Source organism: Streptomyces sp. NPDC001443 (assembly GCF_053597355.1).
Genome location: NZ_JBSFIA010000011.1, coordinates 112,872 through 129,392, shown reverse-complemented (window position 1 = coordinate 129,392; position 16,521 = coordinate 112,872). Strand labels below are relative to the sequence as shown.

Here is a 16,521-nt window from a genome sequence, read left to right as displayed (position 1 = left end):
GCACGCCCCGGCGGGGGGCCGAAGCGTGCGGGGGACGGGGGAAGAGGGGGACGGGGGAAGAGGGGGACGGGGGAAGAGGGGGACGGGGGCGGACCCGGCCGGGGATCAGCGGGCGCGGAAACGCGCCGGCGCCTCGGTCGGGTTGCCGCCGGTGGGGAGCTTCTGGCTCGGGCAGCCGGAGAGGACCTTCACCATCGCGTCCTTCTCGGCGGCGGTCACCCATAGCTCGTACTTCTTCTTCACGGCGACCTGTCCGGCGACATAGGCGCACCGGTAGCTCGCGTTGGGCGGCAGCCAGGTCGCCGTGTCGCCGTCGCCCTTGCCGCGGTTGGTGCTCGCGTCGACGGCTATGAGGTTGAGCGGGTCGTTTATGTCGGCACCCGTAACTGTCTCATCGATCTCTCCGTTATGTGCGCGTACGGCTTGTCTCACACGGGGAGGGCGACTTGCACGTGACGGAGTCAGAAGAAGCGGATGCCAATTCCGAAACGCCGGTACTGCTGCACCGGACCGCGCTCGGGACGTCACCCGTCGATTCACTTCCCTTCGACGGGGACTCGGTCCTCCAGCGGGCCGGCGCCGACGAAGGCAGACCCTTCGTCCTCGGGCCGGACGGCGGCTACGACCACCACTTGAACCGCTTCCTGCGCGACCTGGAGAACTGGGGTGTGCGGTCGGAGAACAGCCGCATCGCCTACAGCACCGACGTCATGCTCTACTGCCGCTTCCTCCGAGAGTCCCGGGGCGGCAAGTCCATCTGGGACACGGACGGTGCCGACCTCCGCGCCTACAAAGCCGTACGCCTGCGCGGGGACGGACCGAGCAGCATCTCGGTGGCGACCTGGAACCGCTCCATCGCCGCACTCGACAAGTGGGTGCAGTGGTCGCTGTACGAGGAACTGCTGCCCACCGAGCCGTTCCGCTACGTCGACAAGACCGTGGTGTCACCTCAGGGGCCGAAGCGCGTCAGGGTCAACGCCGACGCCGAGCCCGAGGTACCCCGGCAGCCGATCCGGTTTCTCTCGCACGAGGACTTCATGCTGTGGCGGGACGTCGGTCTACGCGGACTGCTGCCGGACGGCTCCCCTGACGCACGTTGGCGTGGACGCAACGGCGAACGCAACGCTCTCTTCGCCGACCTCCTGGTCTGCACCGGTATGCGGCTGGGCGAAGCCGCAAGCCTGCTGATGACGGAACTGCCGCCGGTGACCGGAAGACGCTTGACCGGCGACATCACCGTCTCGGCAGCCGTGGCCAAGCGGGGCAAGGCGCGCACGGTGTACGTCCGTCCGCGGGTGGCCCGCGACCTGCACCACTACGTCGGCATGGAGCGCGACGAACTGGTGCAGCGGCGTCGCGCCCAAGGCGCGTACGAAGCCCCTGCAAACGGGCTGCCGGTACGACGGGCGAACCGGCACGCGCTGGTGATCGAGAACGGAACCAGCTGGTCGTACTCACGCATTGGCGCGGCAGACCGGACACGGCTCGTCCAGGTCGACGGCCGAGGGGCCATGGTCGGCCCGCTCTGTCTGTGGCTCGGTGAAAACGGACTGCCGTTGCGGCGCAGTACCTGGCAGTCGGTCTTCCATCGGGCGAACGAGCGGTGTGCCGCCTTCGGGCTCGACTTCGACGTCCACCCGCACACCCTGCGGCACACGTTCGCGGTGCACATGCTTGGCCTGTTGCTGCGGCAGACCGTCCGGGCGCTAGGCATGCGCGAGGACCGCCGGTTCACCCACGCGGAAGTGAAGCGCCTGCTCATCGGCAACCCTCTGCGCAAGCTCCAGCTCCTTCTCGGCCATCGCCACGAGGCGACCGTCTACACGTACCTCGATGTCCTGGACGAGGCCCAGGAGATCGTGCTCGCCGCGCTCGGCGACTGGGACGAGCAGGCCGCCGCCTTCGAACGGATCCACTTGGACACGGAGGAGGATCGGTGAGCCCGCGCCGCGTCCGCTTCCCTGCCGCTGTCAAGCCTCCTGCCGCAGCCGAGCCTGTGCCGACGATCGGCCCCGTGATCTTCACCGTGGATCTGCACGGAAGTCCCGAGAACATCGACATGTCGGGACTTCCCTGTCCGCGCCTCGTCCGAGCCCTGGCCAACGCTCTCGTCGACGTCATCAGCAGCCCCGGCACCCTGCGTGACCGCAGCGGCGTCCGCTACGTCGTCAAACGCATTCGGGAGTTCGTCGAGTTCACGGCCACCGTTCTCCCGGGCTCCGCTGCCGACCTGCGTCTGAGCGACCTGGAGCCCGATCTCCTGGACGCCTTCGAGGCGCGTCTGATCGCTCGGTACGGAGAGACCAGCAGGGAGCCGTACCTCACCATGACGTACCTCGTGCGGCTGCTGAAGCTGGTGCACGAGGCACACCCCGACTCCTTCGGAGCCGCCTTTCACGCCCGCCTTGGATTCACGTCGATGTCGGCGCACCGGGCGTCGAAGCCGCTCGACGCCTATCCGTTCCCGGTGCTCGACGCGCTGGAGACCGCCGCCCGGGACGACGTCGCCCGCATCCGCGACCGGATCCTGCAGGGCGAGAAGCTGGCGGCCACAGGCCGAGACCCGCACCAACACGGCTGGGACACGCTGGCGAACGTCCTCTGGTACGTCGCGCACCACGGCCCGCTGACGGCAGATGACGCCTCGTACAAGCTCCTGCGTCCCTGGGGTGGAAGGGAGGAGGTCAACGGCCGTCTGCACCTCACCGCGCGGGACCTGGTGCCCTTCCTTCTCCTGCTCGCCTGCCAGACGGGCATGGAGCCCGAGTGCATCCGGCAGCTGCGCTCCGACTGCCTGGCGAGCCCGGCACGCGGCTACGTCGGCGTCGCCTACGTCAAGAAGCGCGCCCCGGGTGCCTCGCACAAGACGGTCAGGGTCACCGACGGAGGCTCGCCGCGCTTCCCCGGCGGCGTGATCCGGCTGGCCCTGCGTCTGACGAAGCGCACCCGTGAACTGATCGGCAGTGATGCGCTGTGGTGCGACGTCGGTGGTCATGGACGAGCCCGTGCGCCCTTCGACGACGGTCCTCACGGCTGGTCGGCCGTGACCCGGCAGTGGATGTCCGAGCGTGGTCTCGACCGCCTCACCGATCGCGACGGCGGGCCTGTCGCACTCGACCTGCGGCGGGTGCGCAAGACCGTCAAGTCCCGTCAGTACCTGCGAGCCGGCGGGGTCCTTGAGGACTTCGCCTCCGGTCACACCCGGCCGGTCGCCGCGAAGCACTACGCAGACATCGGCGCCCATGAAGAAACCCACGAACAGGCGGTGGAGGCGGGCCTTGAGCAGGCACTGCACGCGGCATTGGCCCCACCGATGGTGCTGTCGGACGACGGCGCCCGACTCGACGACGGCCAAGCCTCGTTGACCGCGCGGGAGATCGGGTCAGCTCTCTCCGGTGAGCAGGACGTATGGCTCGCCTCCTGCCGCGACTTCTTCGCCTCGCCGTTCGCACGCAAGCCCGGCACGGCCTGCCCCGTCCCGGCCTGGGGGTGCCTGGAATGCCCGAACGCGGTCTTCACCGGCCGCCACCTGCCGAGCCTGCTGTCCTTTCTGGACTTCATGGAGCGACAGCGCGACGAGTATTCCGCCGCCGAGTGGACCGCGCGGTTCGGTCTCGCGTGGGACCGCCTCGTCCACGGTGTCCGCGCCCGCTTCAGCACCCGCCAGATCACCACCGCGCAAGCCATCGCCGAAGCCGACGGCGATCGCCTGCTGCTGCCCCGATCCTTCCTGGAGGTCATCTCATGACTGCCCTCCCCACACCGCTGACCGGGAATCACAAGACGTCCACGGCATCGGAGTACGTGCTCCCTGAGCGGCTCACGCGAGGCATGCCGAGCCGGGGTCCGCTCCTGTCCGAGGACATCTGGGATCTGCGGTGCGTGCTGCCCCGCACTTGGCGGACATGGCGGCTCGACTTCACGCAGATCGGCGATCCCGTGACACGGCGCACCGCGAAGGAGTACGTCGCCTCCCGCCTCCACCGGGGCTCCCTCGGTCTCGGCTCGATGAAGGCCACGGCGGCAGCGGCAGAGCTGCGCGTCTTCATCACCGTGATGAAGGACCTGCGGGACGCAGGTGCCCCGCGGCTGTCCTCAGTCGGCCGCGGGCACCTCAACCTTGCTCTGTCGCGGTGGAAGCCCGTGCCAGGCAAGGCTGTCCGCAACATCACGCTTCTCAAGCACCTCGCGGCGCATGGGCCGTTCCTGTCCCAGGACAGGCTGGACATCCTCCCCTGGAACGGCCGCAGTGCCTACAGCATCGCCGGGATGCGGCGGACCAAGGACGAGAACGCCACGCCGCGCATCCCCGAGGAGACCCTCGCGCCGTTGCTGCGGGCTGCGGTCTTCTACGTGGAGACGGCCAGCGGCGACATCCTCGCCGCCCAGCGGGAGGTCGCCGTACTCGAAGCCGCACGCAAGGGCCAGAGCCTCGGTGCCGGGAAGGCGCGCGAACGAGTCACGGCCTTCATCGCCGAACGCCGCACGGCCAGCCGAGGTATCCCCGCACTCCCCCGCGAGACCATGCACACCGTGCCCGACGCCGTCATCCTCGACGGCGTACCGCAAAGCCCTAACCACAGCCTCATCTCCCTCCTGACCGGCTGCGGCAACGCCGCACATCTACGGCCGCTGATGGCCGAAGCCGGCGCGGACATCGGCTATGAGGAAGGCGGTCTGGACACCCCGATGTCCGAGTGGTCGGCCTCCGGCAGGCCGTGGCGCACGCGGCTCAGTCCCCACGCTTTGGCCAACGAGCTGTCATTCCTGCGAACAGCATGCTGGATCGTCATCGCCTATCTGTCGGGGATGCGGGACGTGGAGGTGCGTGAACTGGGCCGCGACTGTGCCGCCACCGAGACCGGGGCCGACGGACGTCCCCGGTACAAACTGCGTGGCCGGGTCTACAAGGGCAAGGACCGCGAGCTCGGCGGGGACGAGGCCGAGTGGGTGGTCCTCCACGTCGTACACCGGGCGGTCGCCGTTCTCAGGGATATCAACGACGACCCCGGCCACCTCTTCGGCTACGACGGCAGCGGCCGCAACGGATACGTGCTCCTCAGCAATATGCCCCGGCGTATCCGCGCCTTCCACGACCACCTCAACGCGCTCTTCAGTACGGCGGACGAGCTCTACATCCCGCTGACGACGACGTCCTCGAACGGGCCTTCTCTGGACGAGAAAGCCGAGGAAGATGCCTCGGCGCCCACGACGCTTCCCTGGGCCTTCGACACCAGGCAGTTCCGACGTACCCTCGCCTGGCACATCGCCCATCAGCCCTTCGGGGTGGTAACGGGCGCCCGCCAGTACAAGCATGCCGCGATCACCATGTTCGAGGGATATGCGGGCACCTCGGCCTCCGGCTTCGCCGACGAGGTCGCCGCCGAGGAAGCAGTCGCCAAGCTCGACTACGTCGAGGACCTCTACCACGACTGGAACGACGGCGGGCGCTCCGCCGGCGGCGCCGCCCAGCGCATCGAGGCCGAGTTCGACCGCATCCGCAGCGAACTCGGCGACCTGCCCGGGGCTGTGGCCAGTCCCTCCCGGCTCCGGACGCTGCTGCACCACCTGACGAAAACCCTGCACCCAGGCGTACTCAACGACTGCTTCTACCAGGCGGAGACGGCCGTGTGCCGCAAGCGCGCCAAGCCTCTGGGCCGTCCTGTTCCCATGCTCGACATGTGCTTGCGCTGCCCCAACTCGCGCCGTTCCGCCGTCCACGTGCCCCGCCTGGAGCGCGCACACGACATGGCCCAATCCGAACTCGGCGAGGCCGCCGGCCTTCCGCGACTCCAGCAACTCGCCATCACCGAACACCTGGCCACACTCACCCGCCTGATCGCCGAGATCGACGCCACCGACAGCAAGGGCACCTGACGATGACCGACTCCATGGACGTGAGCCTTCAGGCCGTCCGTACCGCCTTCGCCCGCCTGACACGGGAAAACACCGGGCTGACCGACACCGACCAAAGGATCATGCGCGCCTTCGAGCAGCTCATGCTCGGCCGTCCCGAGATCACTGACGGCCGTACCTCGGCGGTGAACATCGCCGCCGAGGCCGGCGTCTCCCGAGCCTCGTACTACCGCTCTCCCGTGGCGGCAGTAATCAAAGGAATTCTTGGCTCTCCCGAGACCAGGCGCCCGGAGTCCGACGAACTCAGGCAGGAAATCGCCCGACTGAAACAGTCCGAGCGGGAACTCCGCCGGGAGAAGGGGGCCGAGGTCCGGGAGTTGCGCGCCACCGTCGCGGCGTACGCGAACCAGATCCAGGTGCTCGCCCTGCGGAACGCCGAGTTGGAAGCGGACGCCCGCCGACTACAGGCGCAGGCCGCAGTGGGCCGGGAGCGGGTTGTCAGGCAGCTGAAAGAAGTCCGGACACCCAATGAGGCGGCCTCGGAACAGCCATGACCTCGCGGAGCACTGCGGTGGACGGCCGCCCACCCCCGTTCCGTCCACTCATCGCTGCACCGCACGCAGCCGATCCAGCTCGTCCCCGATCGTCTCGCGCAGCGGTTCGTGCTGAGGACCGAGTGCGAACTGCTCGTCCGTCCATCTGCCACGGGCGTACAGCCAGACCGGCTTCGTGACCAAGTCGGCGGGCTCCCAATCGAATCGTGGCCATACGTGCGCGTGCAGAAAGCCGTCGGCATTTCCCAAGATCTCCAGGTTGACCCGGCGGAACTCCGTGTCCAGACGTCTGCAGGCACGCTCGACTGCCTCTCCGAGCTGATCCATGTCGGACAAGAACGACAACCGCTTGGCTCTGGGCAGCTCCGACAGTCTCTCGACCTCCGGATCATCCACGAGAAGCACTGAGTAGCCCGGCAGGAACTGCACATCGCCGATCGCCGCGAATCCTGCGGTCAAGCGCCTCAGCACGGCGGGATTCTCACCCCGCAGAGCACTCCCGATCCGGTCCATTCGCCAGTCACCAGCCATGGTCCGAACCCGTCACGATTGCCGACCCTCAGTCGGCGTCTCGGCCCCGTTCAGCCCCCGCACTGCCGCAGCATCATGCTCTTGTCCGGAGTCGTCACCGACAGCTTGTACTTCTCCGCGACCTGCGCGAACCGGACCGCGTACGAGCAACGGATCGCCTGGTTCGGCGGCAGCCAGGACGCGGGCCCTGAGTCGCTCTTGGAAGCGTTGAGGGAGCCCGAGACCGGCAGCAGGTTCAGCACGTCGTTGGCCAGCTGCTCCCGCTTGTCCTTGCTCCAGCCAGAAGCTCCCATCTGCCAGGCGTACGACAACGGCACCACGTGGTCTATCTGGACCTCGGTGGCCTTCGCCTTCTTCCAGACGATGTCCTTGCCGGTGTACGGGTCGTACAGGGTCATCGAGACGACCACACAGTCCGAACCGGACCGGAAGGTGACCTTCTGGCCATCGCGTTTCAGCAAATCGTTCCGGGTGTCACACCCGTTGTGCGCCAGGGGCACGCCGTCCGCCGTGTCCATCCACGCGTAGCCGAACTTCTCACGCTCGTAGCCCGTCTTCGGGCCGCGCCCCTTGGTGGCAAGCTTGGAGATCAGTTTGCGCGCCGCTTCCTTGTCCTCCTGGGAGGAGATCGCGGCCAGCCCCGGCTTCGTCCCGTCAGGATCTGCGAGAGGACTGGTCCCGTGCTTGTCCGCCGACGCTGACGTCGCCGCGCCTCCGCTCGCCGAGTTCGCAGCCTCCGGCAGATCGCTCGGCTTGCACCCCGCCAGCCCTGTACCGAGCACCAGCACCACACCGCCGGCAACCGCCAGACGACCGACCCGGATCGCGCGCCCTGTCATTTCCCCACCCTTCCACCGGCCCGTGAGACCACCGGATTGAAACCCACCGTCGGTGAGACACAGCTCGGCGGACCGCATGCCCCGCCCCTGAGACACATCACTGCGAGACATCTACGCCGCCAACATAAGGTCGTTGGCCAGCGCGATGCGCTTGCTCGGGTCCCAGTACTTGGCGCCCTTCTGCCAGGCGTCCGACAGCGCGACGACGTGGTCTATGTCGACCAGGCTGCGGCCGCGCCGGTAGGTCACGTTCTTGCCGGAGTAGGGATCGGGTTCGAGGACGCCGTAGGACACCTTGCACTTGCCGTCGGTGAACTTGAGCTCCTTCAGGTCCCGCTTGAGGATGTCGTCGCGGGTGTCGCAGCTGTTGGAGTCGGTGTCGGCCCAGGCGGTGCCGAACCGGTCGCGGTCGTAGCCGGTCTTCGGCGCCCGGCCCTTGACGGTCAGCGACCGGGCCGCGGTGAGCGCGGCGCCTCCGCCCGCGGTCCGTCCCGGGCCGGCCGTCTCCGCGGATCCAGCGGATCCGGTGCTCTGCGGTGTGCATCCCGCGACGGCGAACACCGTCATGACGGCGATCGCCGTCCCTCCCCTCAGACGCGTCACGCTGCGCCCCTCCCCTTCGTTTCCCGGTTCCGCCCCCGCACGGAGAGGGTTCCCCGCGTCGGTCCTCGCACACCGTAGTCGTTCGCGGGTACGGACCACGCGGTGCCCGGCGGCACCTGCCGCGCAGGTCAGGCGTGCCGCCGACCGGAGGCGCCCCCGACGGGGACGGTCCGTCGGGGGCACCCTGCGTGAGGACGGCCGCTACGATCCCAGGACCGTAGCCAGGAACTCCCCCACCCATCCGAGGAGTTCGCGGCCGACCAGCGGCTTGCCGCCGACCTTCGCGGTCTTCGGGCGGGGCACCAGGATCTGGTGGACGGCCGGCTTGATGACCGTCCCGGGGTACAGCCGCTTCAGGCGCAGCTCCTGCGACTCGCGCAACTCCACCGGCGCGAAACGGATGTTGGTGCCCTGGAGCACGATCTCGCCGACCTCGCAGGCCCGCGCGAGCATCCGCAGCCCCGCCACCAGCAGCAGGTTCTCCACCGGTTCGGGCAACTTGCCGTAGCGGTCGACTAGTTCCTCGCGGACGGCCTTGATGTCCGCCTCGGAGTTGGCGGAGGCGATCGCGCGGTACGCCTGGAGGCGCAGCCGCTCGCCCGGCGCGTAGTCGTGCGGGACGTGCGCGTCGACCGGCAGCTCGATCTTGACCTCCAGCGGCGGCTCCTCCTCGACCCCGCCCGTCTCCAGCTGACGCCGGTAGTCGGCGACCGCCTCGCCCACCATCCGCACGTACAGGTCGAAGCCGACGCCCGCGATATGGCCGGACTGCTCGCCGCCGAGCAGGTTGCCCGCGCCGCGGATCTCCAGGTCCTTCATCGCCACGTACATGCCCGCGCCCATCTCGGTGTGCTGGGCGATGGTGGCGAGGCGCTCGTGGGCCGTCTCCGTCAGCGGCTTCTCCGGCGGGTAGAGGAAGTAGGCGTAGCCGCGCTCGCGGCCGCGGCCCACCCGGCCGCGCAGCTGGTGCAGCTGAGACAGGCCGAAGGTGTCGCCGCGCTCCACGATCAGCGTGTTGGCGTTGGAGATGTCGATGCCGGACTCGACGATCGTCGTCGAGACGAGCACGTCGAACTTCTTCTCCCAGAAGTCGACGACGACCTGCTCCAGCGCCTGCTCCGACATCTGGCCGTGGGCGGTGGCGATCCGCGCCTCGGGGACGATGTCGCGCAGCCGCGCCGCCGCCCGGTCGATCGACTCGACCCGGTTGTGGATGTAGAAGACCTGGCCCTCGCGCAGCAGTTCACGGCGGATCGCGGCGCCGATCTGCTTCTCCTCGTACGGGCCGACGAAGGTGAGCACCGGGTGGCGCTCCTCCGGCGGGGTGGTGATCGTCGACATCTCGCGGATGCCGGTGACGGCCATCTCCAGGGTGCGCGGGATCGGGGTGGCGGACATCGTGAGCACGTCGACGTTGGCCCGCAGCTTCTTCAGCTGCTCCTTGTGCTCGACGCCGAAGCGCTGCTCCTCGTCGACGATGACCAGTCCGAGGTCCTTGAACTTCGTCTCCGAGGAGAACAGCCGGTGGGTGCCGATGACCACGTCTACCGCGCCCTCGCGCAGGCCCTCCAGGACGCCCTTGGCCTCGGTGTCGGTCTGGAAGCGGGACAGGGCGCGCACATTCACCGGGAACTGCGAGTACCGCTCGCTGAACGTGCCGAAGTGCTGCTGCACCAGCAGCGTCGTCGGCACCAGCACGGCCACCTGCTTGCCGTCCTGTACGGCCTTGAAGGCGGCGCGGACCGCGATCTCCGTCTTGCCGTAGCCGACGTCGCCGCAGATCAGGCGGTCCATCGGGACCGTCTTCTCCATGTCGTCCTTGACCTCGGCGATGGTGGTGAGCTGGTCGGGGGTCTCCGCGTACGGGAAGGCGTCCTCCAGCTCGCGCTGCCAGGGGGTGTCAGTGCCGAAGGCGTGCCCGGGGGCCGCCATCCGCGCGCTGTACAGCTTGATCAGGTCGGCCGCGATCTCCTTGACGGCCTTCTTCGCGCGCGCCTTGGTCTTGGTCCAGTCGGCGCCGCCGAGCCGGTGCAGCGTGGGGGCCTCGCCGCCGACGTACTTGGTGATCTGCTCCAGCTGGTCGGTGGGGATGTAGAGGCGGTCGCCGGGCTGGCCACGCTTGGCGGGGGCGTACTCCACCACCAGGTACTCGCGGGTCGCGCCCTGCACGGTGCGCTGCACCATCTCGATGTAGCGGCCGACGCCGTGCTGCTCGTGGACGATGTAGTCGCCCGCCTCCAGGGTCAGCGGGTCGATGGTCTTCCTGCGGCGCGCGGGCATCCGGGCGCCGTCCTTGCCGGCCGCCTTCTGGCCGGAGAGGTCGGTCTCCGTCAGGACGGCCAGTTTCAGCGCCGGGTCGACGAAGCCGTAGTCGATCGAACCGCAGGCCACGTGCACGACGGACGGGGCGAGGTCCGCGAGGTCGATGTCCAGGCGGGCCGCGATGCCCTCGCCGCCGAGCACCTCGACCGTACGGGCGGCCGGGCCGTGGGCCTCGGTGACGAAGACCGTGCGCCAGCCGTCGGCGAGCCAGCCCTTGGTGTCGGCCAGCGCCTTCGCGGTGTCGCCGCGGTAGGTCTCGGTGGCGCGCATGCCGAGCTGGAGGGTGTCGGCCTCCAGCTCCAGGTCGGCGGCGAACGGCGACACCGACCACCACATCATGTCCAGCTCGCGGGCCCGGTCGCGGACGTCCGCGATGGACCATAGGGAGGCCGCGCCGACGTCGATGGGCGCCTCGCCGCCGCCCGCGGTGGCCGCCCAGGACGCCTGGAGGAACTCCTGGGAGGTCGCCACCAGGTCCGAGGCACGGGTGCGGACCCGTTCCGGATCGCAGACGACCGTCATCGCGCCCTTCGGCAGGACGTCGATCAGCAGCTCCATGTCGTCGACCAGGACCGGGGCGAGGGACTCCATGCCCTCCACGGCGATGCCCTCGGCGATCCGGCCGAGCAGCTCGCCCAGCTCCGGGTGCTGCTCGGCGAGGGCCTGCGCGCGGGCGCGCACCTCGTCGGTGAGCAGCAGTTCCCGGCAGGGCGGTGCCCACAGGCCGTGTTCGGCGACCTCGAGGGAGCGCTGGTCGGCGACCTTGAAGTAGCGGATCTCCTCGACGTCGTCGCCCCAGAACTCCACGCGCAGGGGGTGTTCCTCGGTGGGCGGGAAGACGTCCAGGATGCCGCCGCGCACGGCGAACTCGCCGCGCTTCTCGACCAGCTCGACCCGGGAGTACGCGGCGGCGGCGAGGGCTTCCACCACCTCGTTCAGGTCGGCGTTGCGGCCGGTGCGCAGCGCCACGGGCTCCAGGTCGCCCAGGCCCTTGACCTGCGGCTGGAGCACGGACCGCACGGGGGCCACGACGACGGAGACCGGGCCGGTCTCGGGGTCGTCGGTGCGGGGGTGGGCGAGCCGGCGCAGTACGGCGAGGCGCCGGCCGACGGTGTCGCTGCGGGGGCTGAGCCGTTCGTGCGGCAGGGTCTCCCAGGACGGGTACTCCGCCACCCCGTCCGGCGGCAGCAGCGAGCGCAGGGCCGCCGCCAGGTCCTCCGCCTCGCGACCGGTGGCCGTCACCGCCAGTACCGTGCGGCCGGTCTCGCGGGCGAGCGCGGCGATCGCGAGGGGGCGCGCGGCGGGCGGGCCGACGAGGTCGACGTGCATCCGGTTGCCGTCGGAGGCCGCCTTGGCCGCTTCCGCGAGGGCGGTGTCCTTGACTACGGCGTCGAGCAGACCGTGCAGGCTCATGGAGGGCTTTCCGTCCGGGGGCCCGCGGTACACCGGGGGCCGGGTGGGCAACGCGAAGGGCCCGACGCGTGTCACGGGCCGGGGGTGTCCAGAGTACGACGGCGCGCCGCCCGACGCCGGGGCTGTGGACAACGCCCGGGGATCACGAGGACCGCGTCCCCGCGCCCCCGGCCCGCCGGGGCTCCCGACCCCGACTTCCCGACCCCGACTTCCCGATCCCGGCCTCCGGGCCTGCCGGCCTCCGGGCCTCAGCCCCCGGCTCCCGGCTTCGAGCTCCGGGCCTGCCGACCTCCAGGCTCCGGCCTCAGGGCCTCGTACCTCCCGGCTCCCCGCTCCGGGCTCCCGGCCTCCGAGCCTCGTGCCTCGTGCCTCCCGGCTTCCGGCTTCCGGCTTCCGGCTTCCGGCTTCCGGCTTCCGGCTTCCGGCTTCCGGCTTCCGGCTTCCGGCTTCCGGCTTCCGAGCCTCGTACCTCCCGGCTCCCGGCTTCGAGCTCCGGGCCTGCCAACCTCCAGGCTCCGGCCTCAGGGCCTCGTACCTCCCGGCTCCCGGTCGAGCGCGGCGCCCGGCCCCGGTGGGCCGGGCGGCCGGCAGAACGCGGCCGGCGCCGGAGAGTCCCCGCAGGGCTCTCCGGCGCCGGCCGCTCCTCCGCAACCCCCGTATGCGGTGGCCGCTCCCGGATCAGTCCGTGGCGATCGCGTTCAGGACGTTCATCCGGCCCGCCCGGAACGCCGGGACGAGAGCGGCGAACAGGCCCACGAAGGCCGAGCCGATGAACACGCCGATGATCGTCGGCCAGGGGATGTCGAGGACCTTCAGGCCCTCCAGGGCGAGCAGCTGCTGGGCGGTCGCGCCCCAGCCCATGCCCAGACCGAGGCCGAGCAGCGCGCCGAAGAGGGCGATGACCACCGACTCCATCCGGATCATGCGGCGCAGCTGGCGGCGGGAGAGGCCGATGGCCCGCATCAGACCGATCTCCCGGGTGCGCTCGACCACGGACAGGGCGAGCGTGTTCACCACACCGAGGATCGCGACGATGATCGCCAGCGCCAGCAGGCCGTAGATCAGGTTCAGCATCTGCCCGATCTGGTCCTTCAGCGCCTGCTTGTAGTCGGTCTGGTCGCGGACGGTGTACTGCGGCCAGTCGTGCAGCGCGGCCTTCAGCGACTTGTACGCGGCCGCCTGCTGTCCGTCCTTCGCCGAGGCGAAGACCATCTGGTCCAGGGGCATCTTGGCCGCGGGCACGTACTTGGCGAGCGTGGCGGTGGAGATGTACTTCGCGCCGGAGTCGATGACGACGTCGCTGCTGGTGATGGCGCGGACCGTCAGTTCGGCGGTGGCGCCGTCCTTGAAGGCGACCTTGATCTTCGAGCCGAGGTGGATGCCGTGCGCCTTGGCGAACTTCTCGTGCACGGACATCGAGTCGGGCAGGTAGGCGTCCTTCAGGTCGCCGGCGACCGTCTTGGTGCGCAGGTCGGTGGCGTACGTCGGGTCGGCGGCCGTGATGTCCGTGTCCTTGAGCGTCTTGCCGTCGGGGGTGGTGTAGTCGGCCGAGGTGACCTTGTACTCGGTGACCCGGGCCAGCCCCGGCGTCGACTTCACGGCCCGGACCGCCTGTGCCACGACGGGCTGCCCTCGGTCGTTCTGGATGATGAAGTCCGTGCCGACGGTCTTGTCGAGCTGGTCGGTGGCGGAGGCGACCATGGAGGAGCCGACCACCGACAGGCAGGCGACCAGCGCGAGGCCGATCATCAGGGCGGCGCCGGTGGCGCCGGTGCGGCGCGGGTTGCGCAGGGCGTTGCGTTCGGCCATGCGCCCCACCGGGCCGAAGGCCCGCAGCAGGACCGCGCCGAGGACGCGCACCACACCGCCGGCGAGCAGCGGGCCGATCACCACGAACCCGAGCAGGCTCAGCACCACGCCGAGGCCGAGCCACATCGAGCCCTCGGTCGCCTTGGCCGCGGTGGAGGCGAGGTAGAGGCCGGTGCCGCCGGCGCCGGTGAGGACCAGACCGAGCACGGCCCGTACGACACCGGCCCTGGCGTCGGCGGGGGCGCCCGCGTCGCGCAGGGCGGCCATCGGGGAGACCTTGCCGGCCCGGCGGGCGGGCAGGTAGGCGGCCAGGACCGTGACGACGACGCCCAGGACCATGCCGATCACCGGGGTCGTCCAGGCCACCGTCAGGTCGTCGGTGGAGAGGTTCATGCCGGTCATGCCCATGAGCTTCATCAGGCCGACGGCGATGCCGACGCCCGCGCCGACACCCAGGACCGAGCCGGTCACGCCGAGCAGCAGCGCCTCGGCCAGCACCGAGCGGTTGACCTGCTTGCGGCTGGAGCCGATGGCCCGCATCAGACCGATCTCGCGGGTGCGCTGGGCGACCAGCATCGAGAAGGTGTTGATGATCAGGAAGATGCCGACCAGGAAGGCGATCCCGGCGAAGCCGAGCATCGCGTACTTCATGACGTCCAGGAAGCTGCCCACGTCCTTGCGGTTGGCGTCGGCGGTCTCCTTGGCGGTCTGCACCTTGTAGGCGGCGCCGATGCCGGCCGTGACGTTCTTCTTCAGCTGCTCGTCGCTGGTCCCCGCGGCCGCGGTGACGTTGACGTTGGTGTAGACGCCGGTCTGTCCGACGAGCGCCTGCTGGGCGGTCGCGGTGTCCAGGTAGAAGATCGCCGCGCCGGGGTTGGTGACGGTGAAGGCGGCGATGCCGGAGATCTTCGCGGTGTGCGTGCCGACCGCGCTGATCACGCCGATCTCGTCACCGAGCTTCAGGTCGTGCTTGTCGGCGGTGTCCTCGTCGACCATCACCTGGTCGGCGCCCTTCGGCGCCGCACCGGAGGTGATCTTCATGGTGCGGGCCTCGTTGGCGTTCCAGCCGCCGACGATGGTGGGCGCGCCGCTGGACGGCGACAGGTTGTCCTTGTCGGCGTCGACGACGGTCACGGCGCTGGAGAAGACGGACCCCTCCGCGGACTTCACGCCGGGCAGCCCGCGGACCTCGTCCAGCACGGAGGCCGGCATGACCGGCGGCTTGCCGTTGCCGGACGTGGTCTCACCGGTGTCCGAGGCGCTCTTCGCGCTCACCGTCACATCGGAGGAGGTGGCCGCGAACAGCTTGTCGAACGTCGTGTTCATCGTGTCGGTGAACACCAGCGTGCCGCACACGAACGCCACCGACAGCAGGACGGCGACGGCCGACAGGGCCATGCGTCCCTTGTGCGCGAAGAAGTTGCGCATCGAGGTCTTCAGGACGGTCATGACGTACGCCCCCGGGCGTCGAAGTCCTTCATGCGGTCGAGGACGGAGTCGGCGGTCGGCTTGAGCATCTCGTCGACGATCCGGCCGTCGGCGAGGTAGAGCACCCGGTCCGCGTACGAGGCGGCCACCGGGTCGTGCGTGACCATCACGATCGTCTGGCCGAGCTCGTCCACGGAGCGGCGCAGGAAGCCCAGGACCTCGGCGCCCGCGCGGGAGTCGAGGTTTCCGGTCGGCTCGTCACCGAAGATGATCTCGGGGCGGGCGGCGAGCGCGCGGGCCACGGCGACGCGCTGCTGCTGGCCGCCGGAGAGCTGGCTGGGCCGGTGCTTGAGCCGCTCGGCGAGCCCGACGGTCTCCACGACCTGGTCCAGCCACCCCTTGTCGGGCCTGCGCCCGGCGATGTCCATGGGGAGCGTGATGTTCTCCAGGGCGTTGAGCGTCGGCAGCAGGTTGAACGCCTGGAAGATGAACCCGATCCGGTCCCGGCGCAGCTGCGTGAGCTTCTTGTCCTTCAGGCCGGTGATCTCGGTCTCGTCCAGGAAGATCTGACCGCTCGTCACGGTGTCGAGCCCGGCGAGGCAGTGCATCAGGGTGGACTTGCCGGACCCCGAGGGGCCCATGATCGCGGTGAACTGGCCGCGGGCGATGTCCACGTCGACGTGGTCGAGCGCGACGACACGGGTCTCGCCGGCCCCGTAGGCCTTGACGACCTGCCGCGCTCGCGCGGCAACGGCCGTACGCCCTCCAGTGCCCCCGTGCCTGGTGATGGTCACAGCCGATGTCACGGTTTGTCTCCTATATCGGTCAGCAAGTAGAACGCGCCGGTCCCGGGCGGGGTCGGTGCGCGTGTGCGTCGGTACGCCGGTGCGGGAGCGGCGCGACTTCGCCGGCCCGTCCGTACGCCGCCCAGTCTGTCGGCGGGAGCGGGTGTGGCGCGCTGGTGCTCGGCACCCTCTTTCCGGGGGGTTAACCCCACCCTCCGACGGTGGCGGTGGGGCGCCCCGGCGACGTAGGACCAATGTAAGGAGGGCACCGGGTCCGTCACCTCCTCCGCCGGTACGAACCCTCCCCGGGCCCTTGTGCGGAGGTACCCCTAGGGGTCCTCGGCCCGCGGGTGGAGACGCTCTCGGGGTCGCCTCCACCCT

At 69.9% G+C, this 16,521-nt stretch carries 9 protein-coding genes and 2 pseudogenes; 4 read left to right on the top strand and 7 right to left on the bottom strand.

The window, feature by feature from the left end; translation table 11 throughout:
* Positions 1 to 105: 105 nt before the first annotated feature.
* Positions 106 to 369: pseudogene (locus ACWC24_RS14935) on the bottom strand (HNH endonuclease family protein); the annotation flags it as partial.
* 83 nt (positions 370 to 452) lie between these two features.
* Here ACWC24_RS14935 and ACWC24_RS14930 point away from each other — a divergent pair.
* The 4 genes from ACWC24_RS14930 (at position 453) to ACWC24_RS14915 (ending at position 6,410) form a co-directional block, all read left to right on the top strand.
* Positions 453 to 1,940 (top strand): tyrosine-type recombinase/integrase, encoded by a 1,488-nt coding sequence (locus ACWC24_RS14930; protein ID WP_450663222.1) that lies wholly within the window; start codon positions 453 to 455, stop codon positions 1,938 to 1,940.
* A 74-nt stretch (positions 1,941 to 2,014) separates the two neighbouring features.
* On the top strand, positions 2,015 to 3,748 hold the full coding sequence (locus ACWC24_RS14925; protein ID WP_450663221.1) for a hypothetical protein: 1,734 nt from the start codon (positions 2,015 to 2,017) through the stop codon (positions 3,746 to 3,748).
* Complete coding sequence (locus tag ACWC24_RS14920) at positions 3,745 to 5,877, top strand: hypothetical protein (RefSeq protein WP_450663220.1); 2,133 nt, start codon at positions 3,745 to 3,747, stop codon at positions 5,875 to 5,877. Before ACWC24_RS14925 ends, ACWC24_RS14920 begins: the two co-directional genes overlap by 4 nt.
* A 2-nt stretch (positions 5,878 to 5,879) precedes the next feature.
* The gene (locus ACWC24_RS14915) at positions 5,880 to 6,410 is read left to right on the top strand and encodes a hypothetical protein (RefSeq protein WP_450663219.1); all 531 of its coding nucleotides are present in this window, start codon (positions 5,880 to 5,882) and stop codon (positions 6,408 to 6,410) included.
* Positions 6,411 to 6,458: 48 nt separating this feature from the next.
* On the opposite strand, the gene ACWC24_RS14910 is transcribed toward ACWC24_RS14915, so the two are convergent.
* The 6 genes and pseudogenes from ACWC24_RS14910 to ACWC24_RS14885 all read right to left on the bottom strand — a co-directional run bounded on the left by ACWC24_RS14910 (position 6,459) and on the right by ACWC24_RS14885 (position 16,161).
* A complete protein-coding gene (locus ACWC24_RS14910) occupies positions 6,459 to 6,941 on the bottom strand; it encodes a diadenosine tetraphosphate hydrolase (RefSeq protein ID WP_450663218.1) in 483 nt (160 codons plus the stop codon).
* A 50-nt stretch (positions 6,942 to 6,991) separates the two neighbouring features.
* Positions 6,992 to 7,780, bottom strand: a complete 789-nt coding sequence (locus ACWC24_RS14905) for an HNH endonuclease family protein (protein ID WP_450663282.1) — start codon at positions 7,778 to 7,780, stop codon at positions 6,992 to 6,994.
* A gap of 129 nt (positions 7,781 to 7,909) precedes the next feature.
* Positions 7,910 to 8,383 (bottom strand): annotated as a pseudogene (locus tag ACWC24_RS14900) (HNH endonuclease family protein); the annotation flags it as partial.
* A gap of 201 nt (positions 8,384 to 8,584) precedes the next feature.
* Positions 8,585 to 12,118, bottom strand: coding sequence for a transcription-repair coupling factor (mfd, locus tag ACWC24_RS14895; protein WP_450663217.1), 3,534 nt, complete (start codon positions 12,116 to 12,118; stop codon positions 8,585 to 8,587).
* A 678-nt stretch (positions 12,119 to 12,796) separates the two neighbouring features.
* The gene (locus ACWC24_RS14890; RefSeq protein ID WP_450663216.1) at positions 12,797 to 15,376 is read right to left on the bottom strand and encodes an ABC transporter permease; all 2,580 of its coding nucleotides are present in this window, start codon (positions 15,374 to 15,376) and stop codon (positions 12,797 to 12,799) included.
* Positions 15,373 to 16,161, bottom strand: a complete 789-nt coding sequence (locus ACWC24_RS14885) for an ABC transporter ATP-binding protein (RefSeq protein WP_450663215.1) — start codon at positions 16,159 to 16,161, stop codon at positions 15,373 to 15,375. The genes ACWC24_RS14890 and ACWC24_RS14885 overlap by 4 nt, the downstream gene beginning before the upstream one ends.
* Positions 16,162 to 16,521: the final 360 nt, after the last annotated feature.

Coding starts and splice junctions, on each gene's coding strand:
- ACWC24_RS14905 (WP_450663282.1), bottom strand. CDS start 7,780: ATGACAGGGCGCGCGATCCGGGTCGGTCGTCTGGCGGTTGCCGGCGGT.
- mfd (WP_450663217.1), bottom strand. CDS start 12,118: ATGAGCCTGCACGGTCTGCTCGACGCCGTAGTCAAGGACACCGCCCTC.
- ACWC24_RS14890 (WP_450663216.1), bottom strand. CDS start 15,376: ATGACCGTCCTGAAGACCTCGATGCGCAACTTCTTCGCGCACAAGGGA.
- ACWC24_RS14910 (WP_450663218.1), bottom strand. CDS start 6,941: ATGGCTGGTGACTGGCGAATGGACCGGATCGGGAGTGCTCTGCGGGGT.
- ACWC24_RS14920 (WP_450663220.1), top strand. CDS start 3,745: ATGACTGCCCTCCCCACACCGCTGACCGGGAATCACAAGACGTCCACG.
- ACWC24_RS14915 (WP_450663219.1), top strand. CDS start 5,880: ATGACCGACTCCATGGACGTGAGCCTTCAGGCCGTCCGTACCGCCTTC.